General features: G+C 33.3%; 17 protein-coding genes. 8 read left to right on the forward strand and 9 right to left on the reverse strand.

Annotated elements, in window-relative coordinates; translation table 11 throughout:
* Positions 1 to 43: 43 nt before the first annotated feature.
* Together HRU50_RS09485 and yihA are read left to right on the forward strand one after the other, a co-directional pair.
* A complete protein-coding gene (locus tag HRU50_RS09485; RefSeq protein WP_296350578.1) occupies positions 44 to 808 on the forward strand; it encodes an alpha/beta hydrolase in 765 nt (254 codons plus the stop codon).
* Between the two features lie 82 nt (positions 809 to 890).
* Positions 891 to 1,508, forward strand: a complete 618-nt coding sequence (yihA, locus tag HRU50_RS09490; RefSeq protein WP_296350580.1) for a ribosome biogenesis GTP-binding protein YihA/YsxC — start codon at positions 891 to 893, stop codon at positions 1,506 to 1,508.
* Here yihA and HRU50_RS09495 read toward each other — a convergent pair whose 3' ends face one another.
* Both HRU50_RS09495 and HRU50_RS09500 read right to left on the reverse strand, forming a co-directional pair.
* Positions 1,509 to 2,603: an ABC transporter permease gene (locus HRU50_RS09495; RefSeq protein ID WP_296350887.1), complete on the reverse strand. Its 1,095-nt coding sequence runs from the start codon at positions 2,601 to 2,603 to the stop codon at positions 1,509 to 1,511.
* A 49-nt stretch (positions 2,604 to 2,652) separates the two neighbouring features.
* Positions 2,653 to 4,824 carry a carboxy terminal-processing peptidase gene (locus HRU50_RS09500; protein WP_296350888.1) on the reverse strand — a complete coding sequence of 724 codons (2,172 nt, stop codon included), beginning with the start codon at positions 4,822 to 4,824 and terminating at the stop codon, positions 2,653 to 2,655.
* A gap of 161 nt (positions 4,825 to 4,985) precedes the next feature.
* Here HRU50_RS09500 and surE point away from each other — a divergent pair, with 161 nt between their 5' ends.
* Genes surE through HRU50_RS09520 form a run of 4 tightly spaced genes read left to right on the forward strand, consistent with a single transcriptional unit; the run spans position 4,986 to position 9,522 of the window.
* Positions 4,986 to 5,759, forward strand: a complete 774-nt coding sequence (gene surE, locus HRU50_RS09505) for a 5'/3'-nucleotidase SurE (protein WP_296350582.1) — start codon at positions 4,986 to 4,988, stop codon at positions 5,757 to 5,759.
* Positions 5,760 to 5,793: 34 nt separating this feature from the next.
* Positions 5,794 to 6,915, forward strand: a complete 1,122-nt coding sequence (lpxB, locus tag HRU50_RS09510) for a lipid-A-disaccharide synthase (protein ID WP_296350584.1) — start codon at positions 5,794 to 5,796, stop codon at positions 6,913 to 6,915.
* A gap of 17 nt (positions 6,916 to 6,932) precedes the next feature.
* A complete protein-coding gene (locus HRU50_RS09515; RefSeq protein WP_296350585.1) occupies positions 6,933 to 7,442 on the forward strand; it encodes a C40 family peptidase in 510 nt (169 codons plus the stop codon).
* Positions 7,443 to 7,491: 49 nt separating this feature from the next.
* On the forward strand, positions 7,492 to 9,522 hold the full coding sequence (locus tag HRU50_RS09520; protein ID WP_296350588.1) for a ComEC/Rec2 family competence protein: 2,031 nt from the start codon (positions 7,492 to 7,494) through the stop codon (positions 9,520 to 9,522).
* 3 nt (positions 9,523 to 9,525) lie between these two features.
* On the opposite strand, the gene HRU50_RS09525 is transcribed toward HRU50_RS09520, so the two are convergent.
* From HRU50_RS09525 to HRU50_RS09540, 4 genes are all read right to left on the reverse strand, one after another.
* Positions 9,526 to 10,098, reverse strand: coding sequence for a thioredoxin fold domain-containing protein (locus tag HRU50_RS09525; RefSeq protein ID WP_296350590.1), 573 nt, complete (start codon positions 10,096 to 10,098; stop codon positions 9,526 to 9,528).
* Between the two features lie 106 nt (positions 10,099 to 10,204).
* Complete coding sequence (locus HRU50_RS09530) at positions 10,205 to 11,980, reverse strand: peptide MFS transporter (RefSeq protein WP_296350592.1); 1,776 nt, start codon at positions 11,978 to 11,980, stop codon at positions 10,205 to 10,207.
* Between the two features lie 77 nt (positions 11,981 to 12,057).
* Positions 12,058 to 13,455, reverse strand: coding sequence for a peptide MFS transporter (locus HRU50_RS09535; protein ID WP_296350595.1), 1,398 nt, complete (start codon positions 13,453 to 13,455; stop codon positions 12,058 to 12,060).
* 27 nt (positions 13,456 to 13,482) lie between these two features.
* Positions 13,483 to 15,708: a S9 family peptidase gene (locus HRU50_RS09540; protein ID WP_296350597.1), complete on the reverse strand. Its 2,226-nt coding sequence runs from the start codon at positions 15,706 to 15,708 to the stop codon at positions 13,483 to 13,485.
* Between the two features lie 149 nt (positions 15,709 to 15,857).
* Here HRU50_RS09540 and HRU50_RS09545 point away from each other — a divergent pair, with 149 nt between their 5' ends.
* Both HRU50_RS09545 and HRU50_RS09550 read left to right on the forward strand, forming a co-directional pair.
* Positions 15,858 to 17,171 (forward strand): hydroxymethylglutaryl-CoA reductase, degradative, encoded by a 1,314-nt coding sequence (locus tag HRU50_RS09545; protein WP_296350599.1) that lies wholly within the window; start codon positions 15,858 to 15,860, stop codon positions 17,169 to 17,171.
* 61 nt (positions 17,172 to 17,232) lie between these two features.
* Entirely contained in the window at positions 17,233 to 18,153 is a 921-nt protein-coding gene (locus HRU50_RS09550) for a GYDIA family GHMP kinase (RefSeq protein WP_296350601.1), read from the forward strand.
* Positions 18,154 to 18,240: 87 nt separating this feature from the next.
* Here HRU50_RS09550 and HRU50_RS09555 read toward each other — a convergent pair whose 3' ends face one another.
* The 3 genes from HRU50_RS09555 to HRU50_RS09565 form a co-directional block, all read right to left on the reverse strand.
* Positions 18,241 to 20,385 (reverse strand): SurA N-terminal domain-containing protein, encoded by a 2,145-nt coding sequence (locus tag HRU50_RS09555; protein ID WP_296350603.1) that lies wholly within the window; start codon positions 20,383 to 20,385, stop codon positions 18,241 to 18,243.
* Positions 20,386 to 20,479: 94 nt separating this feature from the next.
* The gene (locus HRU50_RS09560) at positions 20,480 to 21,769 is read right to left on the reverse strand and encodes a hemolysin family protein (protein ID WP_296350605.1); all 1,290 of its coding nucleotides are present in this window, start codon (positions 21,767 to 21,769) and stop codon (positions 20,480 to 20,482) included.
* A gap of 3 nt (positions 21,770 to 21,772) precedes the next feature.
* Positions 21,773 to 21,961, reverse strand: coding sequence for a hypothetical protein (locus HRU50_RS09565; protein WP_296350609.1), 189 nt, complete (start codon positions 21,959 to 21,961; stop codon positions 21,773 to 21,775).
* Position 21,962: the final 1 nt, after the last annotated feature.

A 21,962-nucleotide genomic window follows, 5' to 3' on the forward strand; every position in this document is an offset into this window, starting at 1 on the left:
AATCATGTACTTTTGTTTTTAACATTAAGCACTAATTCCATAGATGACACACCTTTTAAAAGAAGAAAAGGATTATAGGTATATTGAAGTAGGAGAAGGCACACCAATCATAGTGTTGCATGGCTTAATGGGTGGATTAAGTAACTTCGATGCAGTCACCAATTTTTTTGGTAGTAATGGCTATAAAGTTGTGATACCTGAGTTACCTATTTACACTATGTCTCTTCTAAAAACCAATGTGAAGAGTTTTGCCAACTACCTTAAGGATTTTATTGAATTTAAAGATTTTGATGAAGTTTTACTATTAGGAAATTCACTTGGTGGCCATATTGGACTTTACCACACTAAACTTTATCCAGAAAAGGTAAAAGGCTTAATAATAACGGGAAGCTCAGGACTTTATGAGAGTGCCATGGGAAGTGGTTACACTAAAAGAAGTGACTACGAAGTGATTAAGAAGAAAGCTCAAGATGTATTTTACGATCCTGAGGTAGCTACTAAAGAAATCGTAGATGAAGTTTACGAGACTGTTAACGACAGAAATAAACTAGTTAAAACTTTAGCTATTGCCAAAAGCGCGATTCGTCATAACATGGCTAAAGATTTACCTAAAATGGAAACACCAACTTGTATCATTTGGGGCAAGAATGATAATGTAACACCACCAGAAGTTGCTGAGGAATTCCATGAGTTGTTACCAGATTCCGACTTATTTTGGATAGACAAATGTGGCCATGCTGCAATGATGGAGCATCCTGAAGAATTTAATACAATTTTGAATTCTTGGCTCGAGAAACGTCAATTTTAAGATTCTTACGAAGTCAATAAGACCAAATAATACTTTATTATACGTTTAACTAAAAAAGATTCCCACTTTCGTGGGAAATGATATGAAAATAAAATCGGCTGAATTTGTAATGAGTAATTCTGATGTGGCAAAATGCCCTAAGAATACTATTCCAGAATACGCTTTTATAGGTCGCAGTAACGTTGGTAAGTCTTCTCTTATTAATATGTTGACTAACCGAAAGAGTTTAGCGAAGACTTCCGGAAAGCCAGGAAAAACACAACTGATTAATCATTTTATCATCAATAACAATTGGTTTTTAGTCGATTTACCAGGTTACGGTTATGCTCGTGTTTCTAAAACGTCTAAAAAGACATTTCAAAAATTTATTACTAACTATTTTGAACAACGTAAACAATTGGTTTCTGCTTTTGTTCTCGTTGATATTAGACACCAACCTCAACCTATTGATTTAGATTTTATGATGTATTTAGGTGAAAATGGTATTCCGTTTGGAATCATTTTTACTAAAGCAGATAAACTAAAACCTAAGGCTATTGAAAAACATGTTGATGATTATTGCAATGTTTTACTTGAAACTTGGGAAGAATTACCACCATACTTCATTACCTCTTCGAGCAAAAAAATAGGTCAAGATGATGTGCTCGATTTTATTGAAGCTACTAACGAGGAAATCGCAAATTTAAGTTCAGACTTATAATTAAGTTTTAACGTCTAGCGCATCTCTTAAGGCATTACCAATCAACATAAATGCCATTACCAAGAACATGATACATAATCCTGGTATAATTGCTAAATACGGCTTACCTAGGATAATATAATTGTAGTGATCTTTTATCATAGCTCCCCAACTTGCCATTGGAGGTTGTGCGCCAATACCCAAGAAGCATAAACCACTCTCAATTAAAATTGCTGCAGCAAAGTTCGCCGCTGAAATTACGATTAGAGGACCAAATATATTTGGTAAGATATGCTTAGTAATTATTCTATAATCATTATAACCTAATGCTCTTGCAGCGGTTACATATTGCATTTCTTTTGCACTTATAATTTGACCTCTTACAACTCTTGCCACTTCAACCCACATGGTTAAACCGACAGCAATAAAGACTTGCCAAAATCCTTTACCTAAAGCCAAAGTAATTGCAATAACCAATAAAAGTGTTGGAATAGACCATGTAATATTAATAATCCACATAATAAAGGCATCTATCTTTCTACCATAATAACCCGCTATACTTCCCATTAATAATCCTACCAAAAGTGAAATAAGCACAGCTACAAAACCAATAAAAAAAGATATACGAGAACCAATTAATACACGGCTTAAATAGTCTCTTCCGTATTTATCTGTTCCAAAGGTAAATGTCCGCGTTTCGATGTAATCTTCAAACTTGCCACCACCTAAAGCATCTATACTCAATTCTTTTTCAACACCTTTTAATCCATCTGATGCATATTCAACATAACTCAATACATTATCCTTGATTCTATAGGATTGAATAGGAATTTCTGTATCTGTATTATCCTTGCCAAAGAATAGTTTAGAAAACACATTTTGATCAGACGATATACCTGAAGGAATCGTTAGCATCCCTACTTCAAAACCAGGAGACTTAGAATGAATGGAGAGATGCATCTGGTTAGCGTTTTTAGAAGCGTCTGGCGCAAACACATAAGCAAAAATTGAAACTAAACCAATACAAACAATAGCTACAAAACTAAAAACGCCCCAAAAGTTTTTTTTAAACTTTTGAAGCGCTAAAGCTGTAAGTGAATTATTTTTCAAAGGTATCTTATTAGAGTATTGTTAAGCGTACCAATATACATTTTAATTATAAAAATTACTCCTTTACTCCTGCCATTTTCCCTTTAATAGAGTATGTCATTTTTAAGTCTTGAAGTACATTTAAGGCTTCTTCAATATACACATCCTTAGATAAATTAACATGCCATCTTCTTCTCTTTTCTTTTAAGATAGAATCTTTTTCCATCAGTTGCACTTCGTATGGTAAGGATTTAAATGTAAGGTCTGTTTTATATTCTGAAAGCTTTTCAAAACGTCTAGCTTCTTCTTCATTAACTTCCATTTCTTTTTTATAATCGTCATAATTTAATGAGAACACTTCTCTATCTCTCATTCGCTTTACCCATTGTGCATTTTCATCTATCAATTTCAATTGATCATTAGCAGCCATACGGGCTTTACTTTTTTCTATTGTAGCCTCGTAATCAAAATACTTATCCCAATATTCATAATCAACAGCATCAATTTTATCCCAAGGCAACGGATTTTCTTGGTCTTTCTCACCTATATCAATATAACTGTAACGATCTGGAACTACGACGTCGCTCTTTACACCTTCAAGTTGTGTAGAACCACCATTAATTCTGTAAAACTTTTGAGTTGTAAAACGTAATGCTCCCATATCACCATTAGAATTGTTACGCACCATTCGATTTAAATCAAATACAATTTGAACCGTCCCTTTACCATAAGTCTGCTTACTTCCTATAACAATTCCTCTTTTATAATCTTGCATTGCTGCTGCTAAGATTTCTGATGCAGATGCAGACAATTCATTTACTAAAATCACTAATGGACCATCCCAAATTATGGACTTGTCTTCATCTTTGAGTACTTCTTTTGGCTCACCTGTTGTTTTCACCTGCACAACTGGCCCATCTTCAATAAATAACCCAACAATATCTACTACAGTTTGTAAAGATCCTCCTCCATTATTCCTAAGATCTAAAACCAAACCTTCCATACCTTGTTCTTTTAAACGAATGACTTCTTTTTTGATATCTGAAGCTGCATTTCGCTTGTTATAATCTTCGAAATTGATATAAAATTTCGGTAGATTAATGACACCAAAGGTTTTACCATCTTTATCTACTGTTGAAGACTTGGCATAAGTTTCTTCTATCTCTACAACATCTCTTGTAATATTTATATCTTGTGTAGTTCCATCAACTTTTTTGAGCGTTAGTGTCACCACAGTGCCTTTCGGTCCCTTGATGAATTTTATGGCGTCGTCTAGACGCATACCAACCACATTTACTGGCTCTTCTTCATCTTCTTGTTTTACTTTAAGAATATGATCACCAACTTCTAATTCATTTGCTCTCCAAGCAGGACCACCACTAATCAATTCTGTTACCACAATCGCATTTCTTCGCTTTTGAAGTCTTGCGCCTATGCCTTCAAAATTCCCAGAAATTGCTACATCAAAACGGTCTTTATCTTCTGGTGCGTAATATGCTGTATGCGGATCGAATTCATTTACTATAGCATTCATGTACACCGCAAACCAGTCTTCTCTTCTTCTATCTTTAATAAAATCATATAAATCATCAAGTGACTGCTTAGTTTCTAGTCTCGCCTCAGATTCAATCTCTTTTTCTGACTTCTTTTCCAATTTTTCAGTCGCAGTGTCTTCATTGAAAACACTTTCAGGCAGATTATTTGAGGACAAGTCTGAATTCCTTTCTTCTAAAGCAGCATCATAATTCGCGATAGATGAAAATTTTAATTGTTGCCTCCAACGTTCTTTCATTTCACGCTTATTCTTCACATAGTCTAATGCTTCATAATCTGCGACAAACGTTTCGTCTTTTGAATAATCAAATGGTTTCTCTAATATCTCAGTATACAACTTCTTAGACTCCTCAATGCGCTCAAGTAAACGCTGATGTGTTAAATTAAAAAAGGTTAAGTCATAAGACTGTAACTGATCATCAATCTCATTTTTATAGGCTTGAAACTCTTCGATATCAGAAGCATAGAAATAGCGCTTTAATGGATCTAACTGAATTAAATAATCATCGAAAACACTAGCCGAAAACTCATCGTTTAATTCTTGTGGATCAAAATGACCTTGATCTAAAAGATAAGTAATCAGCTGTATGAGTAATTTGTCTTTATCTGGATTGTCAAACGTCTTATTTGTAAAACTGCACGAAGCAAATGCGATTAAAAGTGCAAGCAACAAAAACTTATAATTCCCTTTCATGTCCTTATTTATATTTTTCAAAATGGTAGATTATACTAAAATAGAAGAAAAAACCATGCCAATAAAAAATAGCGACACTAAATTTTTGTTAAACCAGAAATTACAAGTTGTTACATTGGTTTTTAGTACTTTTACATTACCTAAGAATCAATACTATTTACATGTCAAAACGACCATTAATTTTAATTACAAATGATGACGGAATTACAGCTCCTGGAATCAGAACTTTAATAGCTGTAATGAAGACCATCGGAGATGTTATTGTAGTCGCTCCTGATAGCCCACAAAGCGGTATGGGTCATGCCATTACTGTTAATGCGACATTACATTTAGACAAAGTTAAAATTGAAGGTGATGATACTGAATACAGTTGTTCTGGTACACCTGCAGATTGTGTGAAACTTGCAGTTAGAGAAATTTTAAAAAAGAAGCCAGACATCTGTGTTTCAGGCATAAACCATGGCTCTAACTCTTCAATTAATGTGATTTATTCCGGAACCATGAGTGCGGCACTTGAAGCTGGTATTGAAGGTATACCTGCAATTGGCTTTTCCTTATTAGACTACAATTGGAATGCCAATTTTGAGCATTGTAAATCTTATGTAAAAACCATTACAGAACAGGTTTTAGAACACGGATTACCAGATGGTGTTGTGTTAAACGTTAATCTTCCTAATGTTAGTAAAGCTGAAATTAAAGGCATTAAAATCTGCCGCCAAGCTAGGGCGAATTGGGTTGAAGAATTTGACAAGCGCACCAACCCGATGGGAAGAGAATATTATTGGTTGGCAGGTAAATTTGTTAACGAAGATAATGGTGAAGACACCGATGAATGGGCTTTAGCGAACAACTATGTTTCTGTTGTACCTGTGCAGTTCGATTTAACCGCACATCACACTATTCAGCAACTAAACACTTGGAATCTCAATGACTAATTTCGACTTTATAATCTTTAAACACTTCGATTAAATGAAGTACTATATTATTGCTGGAGAAGCTTCAGGTGATTTACATGGTTCTAATTTAATGAAAGGTATTTTGAAGCAAGATACCAACGCAAATATCAGATTTTGGGGAGGAGATTTGATGCAAGCTGTTGGTGGCGAATTGGTAATTCATTATAAGGAACGTCAATTTATGGGGTTTGCAGAAGTTATTATGAACCTTCGCAAAATATCTGGTCATATAAAATTCTGTAAAAAAGATATTGAAAGTTACAATCCTGATGTGATTATCTTCATTGATAATTCTGGATTTAACCTAAGAATTGCCAAATGGGCAAAAGAAAACAACTATAAAACACATTACCATATTTCACCTCAAGTATGGGCGTCTAGAGCAAGCAGAGTTGAAAAAATAAAACGCGATGTTGATGCTATGTATTGCATTCTTCCGTTTGAGAAAGCATTCTACAAAACATATAATTATGATGTTCATTTTGTTGGGCATCCACTTATTGATGCCATTGCAGATAGACCACAAATTGATGAAAACCAATTTAGAGACACACATCATTTAGGTTCTAAACCCATTATAGCACTATTGCCAGGTAGTAGAAAACAAGAAATCACCAAAATGCTCGGCGTAATGCTAAGTTTAGTAGATGATTACAAAGATTATCAATTTGTTATTGCCGGTGCACCTAGTCAAGATTATGAGTTCTACAAAGGCTTTATAAAACAAAACAATGTGAGTTTTATATCTAATAAAACCTACGATTTATTAAGCATTTCTAATGCAGCATTGGTGACTTCTGGAACAGCAACTCTTGAAACTGCCTTATACAAAGTCCCGCAAGTAATCTGCTATAAAGCCAATGCCATTAGTTATCATATTGCGAAAAGAATTATTACACTTAAATATATTTCATTGGTAAATTTAATTATGGACCGAGAAGTAGTTACAGAATTGATTCAAGGCGACCTTAACAAAACAAAACTTAAGCAAGAGCTAAACAAAATTCTTGATTCTGATAACCGAGAAAAACTATTCATGGATTATTATGAATTAGAGGAAAAACTAGGTGGTAAAGGAGCTAGTGATAAAGCAGCCAAATTAATTTATGAGAATATCTTAAATTCTAAAAACTAAAAACCATCTCTATTGAAATGAAAAAGATACTACCGCTTCTATTATTCTTATTATTAGTAAGTAGTTGTAAGTCTAAGAAACGCTATACATCTTCTAAACGACAAACTAAAACAGTTAATGTTACTACTTCCAAAAAACCAACAGAAGAGGCAAAGGCCATTGTTAAGACTGCCAAAAAATTTAGTGGAACACGCTACAAATTTGGTGGTACCACAAAACGTGGTATGGATTGCTCTGGCTTAGTGTATACCACTTTTAAGGAGCATAATATCAACTTACCTAGAACTACTAGAGACCTTAAAAGTGAAGGCCATTGGATAGATATTAAAGATGTTAATGTTGGAGATTTAGTGTTTTTTGCTACTAAAAAAAATAGTAGGAATATTAACCATGTTGGTATTGTGACTCATGTTAGAACTGGTCATGTAGAATTTATTCATGCCTCAAGTAGCAAAGGCGTTATGATATCATCACTTGCCGAACGCTATTGGTATTTTGCTTACGTACAAGCACGTAGAGTTTTGTAATCTTTTTCTGTATTTTAATTGAATTTGCTATATTTAGTAACTGACTATCATGAAGTTATTAAATTTTACAATCATAAAGCTTACGCTTTGCCTTGTCATAGGCATTATACTCGGCCGTTATTTCCGTTTTAATTTTCACATCTCAACGCTATTATCTATTGGACTAATCATCTCAACAAGTGTTTATTGGTTCTTTCAAAGAGGCAAAATAATTGATTCAACATTTTTTGCCATTTTAGGTTATGCATGTATGACGAGCCTTGGAATTAATGCTTACAATATTCAAAATGAAAGGTTAGACACAATCCATTACACCAATTTTCAGGTTGAAAGCAACTTTAATGACATTGTATTTACAACTGAAGAGCGACTAAAACCGGATCTTTATAATGACAAATATATTGGTCGGATTCAATCCATAAATAACTCGGCTGCCAATGGTCGAATTCTGATTAATATCAAAAGAGATTCAATTGCTTCAAACTTACCCATAGATGCTGTTCTATTGGTAAAAAGCGAATTTAAAGGCATTCAAAAACCTTTAAATCCCCATCAGTTTAATTACAGCGAATATTTAGAATTAAAACAAATCTACAAACAGATATACCTCAAAAAATCTGAAACTTTTTTACTATCAAAAGAAAAAACTTCCATTTACGGATTTGCTGACGCACTGAGACAAAACATTAATCAAAACCTAAAACAAGCTGGATTTAAAGATGATGTTTTAAGCATTATTAATGCGTTATTATTAGGACAAAGACAGTCTATTGATAAATCCATATATAACAATTATGTCAATTCAGGAACCATACATATACTTGCAGTATCTGGCCTTCATGTTGGTATAATATTATTGATTCTAAATTATCTTTTTTCGCCATTACTATACTTAAAACATGGACGCATACTAAGACCTTTAATTATTATCACTTTATTATGGGCTTTTGCTATTGTAGCAGGCTTATCACCTTCTGTAACTAGAGCAGTAACAATGTTTAGTATCATAAGCTTTGCCATGCATTTAAAACGACCAACAAATATTTACAATACACTTGCGATCTCAGCTTTCTTTATTCTATTGGGAAAACCAATGTTTCTATTCGAAGTTGGTTTTCAGCTAAGTTATTTGGCTGTTTTGGGTATTGTGAGTATACAACCTATACTTTACAGAATAGGGAATCCCAGGTTTTTATTGACAGATAAACTGTGGCAAATTTTCACTGTTACTGTTGCTGCCCAAATTGGGGTTTTACCAATTAGTTTATTTTACTTTCATCAATTTCCTGGATTATTTTTCGTGTCAAATTTGGTCATTATTCCTTTTCTAGGAATAATCTTAGGTTTAGGACTCTTAGTTATATGTCTTTCGCTTTTACATCTATTACCATCATGGTTAGTACATATCTATACTTTTATAATTGAAAGTTTAAATAATTTTATTGCTTGGATTGCACAGTTTGAAGACTTTCTGTTTAGAGATATTCCTTTTACGTTTCTTCAAGTTATTTGTAGCTATTGGTTTATTGTTTCGATAGTACAACTCAACAGGGGCAAAAATTACAAATGGATAATTGCGTGCCTCATTGCAATTATTGGCTTTCAGAGTACATTATTCATTAATAAGTACAATTCAAAACATGAAGCTTTTATTGTATTTAACAAAAGTCGTCATTCTATTATCGGGCAAAAACAAAGTAATCAACTTACAATACATCATAACCTCGATGCTTTAAAACTAAAAACTGAAAATACCGTTAAAAACTATAGCGTTGGTGAAATGATTGATACTATCTCTTTTGATGAATTAAAGTCCATTTATAAATTCAAAGACAAAACTATTTTAGTAATTGACAGCTTAGGTGTTTACAAGAACATTTCTTTTAATCCCGATTATATCTTACTAAGAGAATCACCTAAAATCAATCTCAATCGGTTAATTGACAAACAAGAACCAAAACTTATAATTGCAGATGCAAGCAATTACAAATCCTACGTAAAACGATGGAAACTGACTTGTGACAATAAAAAAATCCCTTTCCATTACACCAATGAAAAGGGAGCATTTATATTAGATTAAAACCTATTCCTTAAAAGTAGGCTCGAAATTTTGATAATACTCGTTAAATTTTTCCTGAGTTGTCATTTCTTTATACTTATCAGTTTTAAACAACTTTAAGTACAACTCTAAGCCTTGTGGCTTTTTATAACCAGTTATTGGTTGCGTTATTACTTTTCCATCCTCATCAAAAAACACTATTGAAGGATAAGCTCTAACACCTAAAGCTCTAGAAAACTCGTGCGGACTGTTTCTTCTATTTGCTTTAGCAGGATCGTAATTTGGATTCTTATACGTTTTATCTTTATAATTCACTGTTTCGTTTCCTTCAGCATTGAATTTTACAGCATAAAAGTGTTCGTTAACATACTCAACGACATCTGCATTTTGGAAGGTATTCTTGTCTAACATTTTACAAGGCCCACACCAAGTGGTATAGACATCCATAATAATTTTTTTAGGTTCCTTCTTTTGAAGCTCAATGGCTTCATCAATAGATACCCAATTAATTTTTTTATCTGCTGCTTCGTCTACATTATTAAAAGAGAATAAGGTTCCGAAAGCTATAAAGGCTAATAGTATTTTAAATTTTTTCATTTTAAGCTGAATTTGTTTCAGTAATAGATTTGTTGCAAATGTTATACCGAACTTACAAAAAATGCTCCTAAACAGGAGCATTTTCATCATTTTTTAACGGTTATCACTATTTAACACCATGCATTAATCGTTTTAACAATGGGTGTAATGCGAATGAAATTAACCCAAGGACTACCGGAACAATTGTAAAAATCAAAAAGAAATATGAAAGACCATCTTCTTTGGTAATCTTTTCTATATCACCACCAACATAATGAGCCATTTTATTACCTATGGCAATTGCCAAATAATAAACACCAAACATAAAAGCTACCATTCTGGCTGGAACTAGTTTACTTAAATAAGATAAGCCCATAGGCGATAAACACAACTCACCCAGCGTATGAAATAAATAAGCTAATACCAACCAAATCATACTTAATTTAGCCGTTTCAGCACCTAAAGGCACATTTCTAGTTGCAAAAGCCAACAACCCAAATCCAATAGCCATTATTATTAAACCCAAACCATATTTTACGGATGCTGGTGGATTATATTTACTATCCCACCATTTTGTAAATAAGGGCGCAAATACTATTATAAACAACGAATTAAGAATGGCAAACCAAGTAATTTCCACTTCTTTAGCTTCTACACTGAAATTTATATAAAGTTTGTAAATAACAAGAGCCCAAATAAGAACAAAACTTATTGCAAGAACAATGTTCGAGAATCCAATACGCTTGAACGTTTTTCCAAATAAACTAATCAACACATAAGTTATAATTCCAATAGGAACTATCGTTACAATCGCGTCAATTATTTTAAAAATAGATGCCGCATTACCTTCCAAAACTCTATCTGTAAAGTCCTTAGTGTAAATAGGTAAAGAACCTGCTGCTTGTTCAAATGCAGCCCAAAAGAAAATTGTGAATATGCAGAAGATAGTAAATGCAATCATCCTATCCCTTACAACTTTTTCATAACGAGGTATACGAACAATAAGTATAACGATAAAAACTAATGCTGCGAGTAAAGCAAAAAATAATGAGTCTGTCATACCAGCTACAGTAAAATTGAGAACATTTATATTACCAATTTTACTCAATGGGTCATTTATAATAAATATTAGTGCAGAGACTATAAAAACTGCTATCAATGCATAATCAACTGGCAAAAATTTATTTAATTTTTCAGAGATATTGTCTTTTGCATTACCCGCATTGTCAACAAGATTATCTATTAGATCAATTTTCTCATTCTTTGGTTTATCCCCAACGGTACCAAATAATGGCTGAGCATAGTAAAATTGGACCATTCCTAAAAACATAAAAATACCAGCTAAACCAAAGCCATAGCTCCAACCCACATTTTCTCCAAGCCAACCACAAAGCATAATACCTAGAAAAGCACCAGCATTCACTCCCATGTAAAAAATATTATATGCACCGTCTTTCTTATCATCATGACCTTCATACATTTTTGATATTATCGATGTCATGTTTGGCTTAAAAAAACCATTACCTAAGACTAATAGAAATATACCTATATAAAGAAATGTTGGAGTTTCAACTGCCATTGAAGCATGACCTAAAGTCATTAGTAATGCACCTATTACCACGGCCATCCTATAACCAATTTTATTGTCTGCCAACCAACCACCAACAATTGGTGTTAAATAAACAAACATAGCATATGTTCCTAAAAGAGATAAAGCAGCAGGTTTTTCCCATCCCCATCCAGGATTATCACCAGTTAAACCGCCTATTAGAAAAATAACAAGTATGGCACGCATTCCATAATATGAAAAACGCTCCCACATTTCTGTAAAGAATAAAACAAACAGACCGGCTGGATGCCCCATTACTTTTGTCTCGAAAAAGTTTTCGGTAGTATTACTCATAAAAAATTAATTTAGTTAGTAGTATAAAAAACCCTTACACATAAGGTTTGCATAAGGGTATATTTTTTAAATATTTATTAGCTATTGATGTCTGGATCTGCTAGCTCATACTTTTCTGACTCTAACATCTCATGCTCGTTATCTTCTGCACCATGAGTTAAAGCTTCGAGCTTCTTTCTAAAAATCATTACTAAGAAACCAAAGACAACACAGAACACAGCTATACCTGTGAAAATTGTAAATTCTCCTAGCTTTTCTGAAGCCTCACCAAGTAAACCAGCGAGCTTATTACCAAACCCAGTCATTGCAAAATAAACACCCATCATAAGAGACGCATACTTAAGTGGCGCCAATTTGGTAATGTAAGATAATGCAACCGGTGAAATACACAACTCACCAACTGTATGGAATAAATAAGCTAAAACTAACCAATACATTGCAGACGAACCCGCACTTTCAAACTGTGCTGCCGCAGCTGTCATGAAAAAGAATCCTGTACCCATTATAATTAAACCGACTATCATCTTAAAAAGACTAGTAGAAACTTTAGCCTTTAATTTTCTAGTTGCCCAATAACCTGCTACAGTTGTGCCTAAGAAAATAATGAACATTGCATTCAAAGACTGAAACCAAGATGCTGGCACTTCCCAACCCATTAACATACGATTGGTCTTCTCAGAAGCATAAATATTCATTAACCCACCGGCTTGTTCAAAAGCTCCCCAAAACACAATTACGAGTAAAAATGAAATAAGTAAAACTACAATTCTATCTTTCTCAATTTTAGTTAATGGTTTATCCATCGCTTCTTGCTCAAGTTTATTTTCTGAAGCACCCAAAAAGTTACCAACTTGTTTGAGATATTTTAGTCCTGCCAAATACTGAATTAAACCTGCTGCCATTCCAATACCTGCTAAACCAAAACCGTAATGCCAGCCATGAACTTCACCAACATACCCTACAATTAAACTAGACAGAAATGCACCGATATTAATTCCTATATAAAATATTGTAAAACCTTTGTCCCTTCTAATATCTCCTTGCTTATACAAACCTCCTACCATTGTAGATATGTTTGGTTTCAACATTCCAACACCAGCCACGATTAATCCTAAACCAGTGTAAAATGCCCATAATTGTTCTATTGCCAAAATACTGTGGCCTGCAACTAAGAGTATTCCACCATACAGCACAGATTTTTTTTGACCTAAAAATTTATCTGCAATCCAACCTCCTGGAATAGAAGCTACATATACTAACATCGTATACCATCCGTAAAGTGCTAAAGCCTCTCCATTCGTCCACCCTAATCCAGCATTATCTCCAGTTGTTTGCGCTACTAGATATAATACAAGTATGGCTCTCATTCCATAATAAGAAAAACGTTCCCACATTTCAGTGAAAAACAAAACATATAATCCTACTGGATGACCAAATAGCTCCTTTTGGTGTGGTTGTTTAGTTAGTGTTGACATAAAATCTATATTTTTTAGTTAGTTAGTTTATCCTCTAATCTTAGAAGTCTCTTTTTCTTCTTCTTTTTCAATCTTATCTCCTAATGTTCTGTTGATAAAATTGGTCATCTTTTTATATAAATGCAATCTTGTATTACCACCATAAATACCGTGATTTTTATCTGGATATATCATCCATTCAAACTGCTTGTCTGCTTGCACAAGGGCTTCTACCATACGCATGGTATTTTGCAGATGCACGTTATCATCACCTGAACCATGAATCAAGAGGAAATCACCTTTTAATTTATCTACATGATTTATTGGAGAATTATCATCATATCCACTTGGATTTTCTTGTGGAGTAGTCATGTATCGCTCTGTATAAATAGTATCATAAAATCTCCAACTTGTTACAGGTGCTACAGCAATTGCCATTTTAAATACATCATTTCCTTTAAACAAGGCATTACTACTCATAAAGCCACCATAACTCCAACCCCAAATACCCATGCGAGTTTCATCTATATATGGTAATTCACCTAGTTTTTGAGCAGCAGCAATTTGATCTTCAACCTCGTACTTACCGAGTTCGTTCTGAGTGACCTTCTTAAACTCAGCACCTTTAAAACCTGTTCCACGTCCATCAATACAAACCACGACATAACCTTGTTGTGCCAACATCTGATACCAATAATCGTTAATACCATTCCATCTGTTTGCTACAGATTGAGAACCTGGACCAGAATATTGGTACATAAATAATGGATACTGCTTATTTTCATCAAAATTAGCCGGTTTAATCATCCACATGTTAAGATCATTCCCATTGACATTTATAGTACTAAACTCTTTCTCTGAAGTTACATATTCACCAACTTTTTGAGCTAACTTATCATTATCCTTAATGCCTTTTACTAAATCACCCGTTTTAGCGCTATTTAAAGTATATTCTGGTGGTGAAGTGGCACTTGAGTGTGTATTAATAAAATAAGTGAAATCAGCACTAAAAGAGGCATTGTTAGTACCATCCGTTTTAGTCAATCGCTTTTTATTTTTACCGTTTAATTTGATAGAATATACATCTCTGTTGATTGAACCGTTTTCTACAGACTGGTAATAAATAGTATTATTATCTTCATTGAAACCATAATAATCGGTCACTTCCCAATTACCAGATGTCACTTGGTTAATCAGTTTGCCGTCCTTTGCGTAATGATAAATATGGTTATAACCATCTTTTTCGCTTGTCCAAATAAAACTATTATCCTTAAGAAATGTCAAATTGAAGGTGACGTCAATATAAGCCTCATCTTTTTCAGCAAGAACTATTTTTGAAGTCATCTTTTCAGTATCAATCATCCAAAGATCTAATTCATTTTGATGACGGTTCATAAATTGAGCACTTAAGACATTGCCTTCCTTTGTCCATTGAATTCTAGGAATGTAGAAATCATTGTAAGCCTTATCAACTTTAATTTCTGACAACTTATCAGAAGATAAATCATACAAATGCAAAGAAACCTTAGAGTTAGCTTCACCGGCTTTAGGGTATTTAAATACCTGTTGTGTTTGGTACAAGTCAGAACCAAAAACATCCATAGAGAATTCTGGCACCTCTGATTCATCAAAGCGAATAAATGCAATTTGATTGCTATCTGCATTCCAATCGAACGCTCTTACAAAACTAAATTCTTCCTCATAAACCCAATCTGTAATTCCGTTGATGATTTTATTCTTTTCACCATCAAAAGTAATTTGCTTTGTTTCACCAGAAACCAAATCTTTTACATAAAGGTTATTTTCAAATCCGAAAGCTATTTTAGTACCATCTGGTGACAACGTTGGTTCTTGCACCATCTCATCAGACACTTTAGTTACCTCTTTAGTATTGATATCATAAATATAATATTGCCCAAGTCTAGAACGTCTAAATACAGGAACCTCATTCGTCGTTAATACCAACTTTGATTCATCCAAACTAAAAGTATAATCAAAAAAACCTGGAATTTCTGAAATATCTGCTGAAGACACTAAAGTCTTCACCTTATCTAAGGTCTTGTAGTCATAGATATCTATGGTTGATGTTCTTGTATTTCTGTCAAAATTTAACACCGAATACTGCTTGCCGTTCTTCATTGAATGAAGCGCCTGCATCCCTTCAGTTCTAAAGGCTCCACGCCATATTTCTTCTAAAGTAAGTTGTTTATTTTGACTAAAAATTAATGAGGTGGTTAAAAAACCAATAATTGCAACGAAGTGTTTCAATTTCATATGTTCAGTTTTCTGTAAAGTGATGCCAAGTTTACTAAAAAATATGCAGAAATCCGCTTTTATTAACAGTAAATCAGCAATAATATCAGATAACTCACACATTTTATGCCAATCCTAAGTATCTTTGTTTTTATTAAAATTATCAACCTATGCCAAATGCTATTTCTGGCTTTTCTAAGCTTTCAAAATCTGAAAAGATTGAATGGCTTTTAGACAATTATTTTGAAGATAAAAAAAGTGCCCGATCGCTTGTTACACAATACTGGAATTCAGACGAAAAACTGCAAAGTCTTCATGACGAATTCATAGAAAACACCATCACTAATTATTATTTACCGCTAGGTATTGCACCTAACTTTTTAATAAACAACAAACTTTACACAGTACCAATGGCAATTGAAGAAAGTTCTGTGGTTGCCGCTGCGAGTAAGGCCGCTAAGTTTTGGCTAGAACGTGGAGGATTTAAAGCCGAAGTGATTTCTACTGAAAAAATAGGCCAAGTTCATTTTAATTACGATGGTGATTTTGAAGCTTTATACCAGTTTTTTGAAACTGTAAAAACAAAGCTTATTTCTGATTGCAAAGGCATCACCAAAAATATGGAGCGTCGTGGTGGTGGTATTATAAACATTGAATTAAAAGACAAGTCTACTGATTTAAAAGACTATTATCAGCTGCACGCCACTTTCGAAACTTTGGATGCAATGGGTGCAAACTTTATCAATTCTTGCCTAGAACAATTTGCCAAAACCTTTAAAGGTGAAGCTGAAACAAAACTTGAAGGAAACATAGACATCATCATGTGTATTCTTTCTAATTATGTCCCAAATTGCTTAGTAAAAGCTGAAGTATCTTGTCCTATTGCAGATTTAAAAAGTAAAGATATTTCAGATCCAAAACTGTTTGCTGAAAAGTTTAGTCAGGCTATTAATATTGCAAAGGTAGAACCATATAGAGCAGTTACTCATAATAAAGGCGCTATGAATGGTATTGATGCTGTTATTTTAGCGACAGGTAACGATTTTAGAGCTGTGGAAGCTGGTGTACATGCTTACGCTGCTAAAGACGGCAAATACTCTAGTCTTACGCATTGCTCTATTGAGAATGATAATTTTAAATTTTGGATTGAAATTCCGCTTGCTCTCGGAACTGTTGGTGGTTTAACTAGTTTACATCCTTTAGTGAAGTTCTGTATGGAACTGCTCGAAAAACCAACCTCACGTGATTTAATGCAAATTGTTGCAGTTGCTGGATTAGCTCAAAACTTTGGTGCTGTAAAATCTTTAACAACAACCGGTATTCAGCAAGGACATATGAAAATGCACTTAATGAATATTTTAAATCAAAACCAAGCAACTAAAGCTGAAAAGGCCACATTAGTAGAGCATTTTAAAACAAATGTTGTGACACATAGTGCTGTTGAAGAAGCTTTGAGAGATTTACGAATGACAATTGATAATTGACGATTGACGATTGACGATCCATAATAAAAACTAAAGATTTCTTACTCTAACAGATACAGAATTGCATAAGGCTACAACATATAGAAGTAACGGTAAATTACTATTGACTGCTGAATATGTCGTTTTAGATGGTGCCAAAGCTTTGGCATTACCAACTACATTTGGACAGAACTTAACTGTTAAGGAGACTACCAACAATACTATTTCATGGCAAAGCATCAATGAATTGGGTAATACATGGTTTGAAACTGTAATATCAGTAGAGGAGCTTACCAATACTTTAAATATCGATATTGAAAAGGACGTAAAACAAAGATTGATTCAAATTCTTAAATCTGCTAAAACTTTAAACCCAGAGTTCTTAAATTCATCTACAGGATACGCTATTGAAACACATGCAGATTTTAATACATCCTGGGGACTTGGAACGTCTTCTACATTAATTAATAATATTGCTGAATGGGCAGTTGTAAACCCTTACCAATTACTTAAGCTTACCTTTGGTGGTAGTGGTTATGATATTGCCTGTGCATCGGCAAAATCTGCGATAACTTATCAAATAGAAAGCAACAATCCAATTGCAAATGCCGTGGATTTTAATCCTTCGTTTAAAAATCAATTGTACTTTGTCTATCTAAATCAAAAACAAAACAGCAGAAAAGGAATTGCTCAGTATAAAGCTTACAAAGGAGATCTTTCTAAAACTATTGATAACGTTAATGGTATTACAGATGCTTTCATAACCTGTGAAACACTCGAAGAATTTCAATCACTTATGAGACAACATGAGCGACTGATTTCTAATATCATTAAGCTTGAACCTGTAAAATCTAAACTATTTAATGATTTTAATGGTGCTATTAAAAGTTTAGGTGCTTGGGGCGGTGATTTTGTTCTCGTTGCTAGCGATTCTGACCCAACAGCATATTTCAAATCAAAGGGTTATAACACTATTGTATCTTATGAATCAATGATTCTATAATTAGAACATTTAAATTGAATACATAAAAAAAGACTTTACCAATGGTAAAGTCTTTTCAGCTATTAATTAAAATACTAGAAAAAAATACTAGTAAACTGTTTTAGCTCTGTTATCTTCGATATCAGCAGCTTCCTCTAATGCTTTATATACCTTCGTTTGAACCGTATTTCTACGTGTAGAATTTAATCTATTCATTATAGGTGCATAGTTGTCAATTTCTGTAGCTTCAGTAACTTTAGTAACCTCAATAACATACACACCTTTTTCACCATCGATAGGATTAGATACTTTTCCTTGTTCTAATCCAAATGCAGTACCTATCACTTTAGGTTCAGCACCTGCGCCTGATAAAGTTGTATTTTTTAATGTTAATGATGTTGCAGTTCGTGGACTCTGACCTTGATTTTTTGCAATATCATCAATTGATGTTGCAGTGATCTTAGCACGAATCATTTCGGCCTTTTTCTCTTTTCTAATTTCTGATAATGCTGTTACAGATGCATCTTCAACACTCATTAATCCTTCATCATTCTTCTCAACTAATTTAGCTACAACAAAACCAAACCCAGAAACTGGGAAGTTCTTGTAATTACCAACTTCAGTATCTTCTTCAAAAGACCAACGTACAATTTGTCTCTGAGCACCTAAACCAGGTATGTTCTCATCAAGCTCTTTGAAAGTGATTGGCTTAACTGTAAATCCTTTTTCTTCAGCTAACTCATTAAAGTCTTTATCCTTTAATGCAATTTCAAACTTAGACATTCTATTAAAAACGTCTTGTAATGTTTGATCAGAAGGTTCAATTTTTCTAGAGATTGTTCCTAACTGAATTGCTTTATTAAAACTCTTTTGTTCTAATATTTCGATAATATGGTATCCAAAAGATGTACCTACAACTTCAATATCGCCAACTTTGTTGTTAAAAGAAAACTCTTTAAACTCTGGTGCCATTCCAGCATTGTATGCAAACTCAATTTCACCATCATCCTCGTTACTCACTTTATCAGAAGACAACTCTAATAAATCTAAGAATTTTGTCCCTGAATTAATTTGGGCTAAGACACTATCAGCTGTCTTTTTTGCCTCATCTGGTGTTGCAGTAACAGAAGCATCTGCTCTTTGACCACCTGCAAAAGGAATTAAGATATGTCTTACTTTAACTGTATCTGCAAGTTGCTTCACTGCTAAAAGCTTAGTTAACTTAAATAAATCACCATCTCTGTAAGGACCATAATACTCACCTACTTCAAGGTTTAATAAACTATCTTTAGCTACTGCAGGAATTTGAGCATCTCTTAAGAATGTAGCATCGTACTTTGTATCTGAATTAGAATTGATAAATTCTTCTACATCCGTTACAGAATCAAAACCAGGAATAGTGTCCGTATTCTTGCTGCTAGAGTTGTACTCCGCTCTATCACTTTTTAGCGCTAACAAGCTTGCTTTAATTGCATCTTCATCTTCTTTAGATGCCTCTTCTTTAAACTCAACGTAAACTACGTCTCGATTAGCATCTTCTTTGTAAGTCTCTTCATGATTATTCATGTAAGTCTTAACATCTGCATTTGTTATTGTAATTAAACTGTCTGCAATTGAAGTATATGGTATCTGTACAAAACGAATATCAACGTTTTTGTTATCACCAAAATAATCATCTTTAGCTTCTGCTATTGTAGTGCTAATTCCAGCTTTAATCATATTGTAGTACGACTGTTGGATTGAGTTAGCCGCTATGGTTTGCTCATTATTTGACCAACTTTCGTAATTCACCATGAAATTACCTAAAGGAGCAGCTTCGCCTTTTAAATCTTTAAGGTTTGCAATAAATGCATTTAAACGATTTACATCGAAAGTTCCATTTTCATCTTGAAACTCTGGATAAGACTGAAAACTATTTTTTAGTAAATCTCTCATCTCATCTTTTTCAACAGATAAACCTAGAGTCTCATACTCTTCATCCATGATAATTCTACGCAGCTCTTGATTGTATATTGTATTCATAGCTTGCGTCGATGTTACTCGACCACCTACTCTATCTTGGTAGTTTTTCACTTTTTGCTGAAAATCTACTCTATCGATATCTGTACCATTTACTGTAGCAATTACACCTTGGGTATTTGAGAATGCGTTTGGATTATCAATAACACCTTGAATTACAAAGGCGAATAATGCTAAAGCGATTACTAATATTAAGATTAGCGAGCGTTGTCTAATTTTATTTAAAATTGCCATGGTTTATATATTTCGTATAAATAAGTTCGCGAAAATAGTATTTTCTAGTAAATTATGAAAGGAGATAGCTAGTTTTTATAAGGCTCTAAAGCGATTAGTCCTCTTCTAGTATTTTAAGCAAGACAACATCAATTTTAGTTGAAGAAACTTCCGCTATTGTAAACTTAAAATGATCAATTAAAACATCTTCATTTTCTACGGGAATCTCTTCTGTTGCATTAACAATTAAACCACCGAGAGTCTCATAATTTTCACTTTCAGGAAGATTAAGCTTATAGGTTTCATTGATATAATCTACTTCTAATCTTGCAGAAAATTTAAATGTATTTTCACTCAATTGTTCCTCAGTTAAATCTACATTATCATGTTCATCTTCAATCTCACCAAATAATTCTTCAATAATATCTTCAACTGTCATAATACCAGACGTTCCACCATACTCATCAATCACTACAGACATGCTTTTTCGTTTTTTCGTCAAAATATTAAGTACATCTTTGATAAGTATTGTTTCAGGTACAAAACCAATCGGTATTAAAATTGACTTAATAGACTTAGGCTTCTTAAAAAGCTCAAAAGCATGCACATAACCTAAAATATCATCTATTGTATTTTTATAGACTATGATTTTTGTGCGTCCTGTCTCGATAAATAATTGTGTTAGATTTTCAATAGTTTCAGAGATATCGACCGCAGTTATCTCAGTTCTTGGCACCATGACTTCTCTTGCTTTAACTTCTGAAAATTCTAAAGCATTTTGAAAAATCTGAATTTCACTATCTACCTCATCGTGGTCTTCAACAGATTCCATCTGCTCACTAATGTAATTACCGAGTTCTACTTTAGTCATCACCAACTCAACATCTTCTCCATTAGCCTTAAATATATTTTTTAAAACAGCGTTAGAAATCCAAAGCACAAAATCTGAAATAAGTGAGAAAAAAATATAAAAAATGTAGGCAGGTAGAGCAAATATTTTCAATAGAGAATTCGCATAGATTTGAAAGAATACTTTTGGTAAAAACTCTGCTGTAAGTAAAATGATCAAGGTTGAAATTACGGTCTGTGTCAATAACTGTAAATCAACCAATAAATAAGTTAAAAAAGTACTATTTGAAGGTAACATCGACAAAAACCAATCCACTAAAAGGTCGCCCATTTTAAATCCGTAAATCACCAGCGCAATATTGTTGCCAATTAGCATCGTAGCAATAAACTTTGATGGTTTTGCGGTAAGCTTACTTAAGATTTTACCTAAAAAATCATCTTGCTTTTTCTCTAACTCAATATGAATTTTATTTGAAGAGACATAAGCAATCTCCATGCCTGAGAAAAATGCAGATAATAAAAGTGTAGAAACAATAATGACTATATCTAAAGCCATTTATTATTGGTTATTTCTATCCTGAAATTTCTTAGCGTATCGCTTTCTGAAGAAAAACATAAACACAGCTAATGCTGCAAAGAATAAGCTTAAGTATGGTCCTTTTTCTGTATTCCATTCAGAAATACCCTTGTATAAAAATAAAACGGCTATTGCTAAATAAGCATATTGAAATAATTGAAGAATTTTCATG

The organism is Winogradskyella sp. (assembly GCF_013213835.1).
GTDB lineage: Bacteria > Bacteroidota > Bacteroidia > Flavobacteriales > Flavobacteriaceae > Winogradskyella.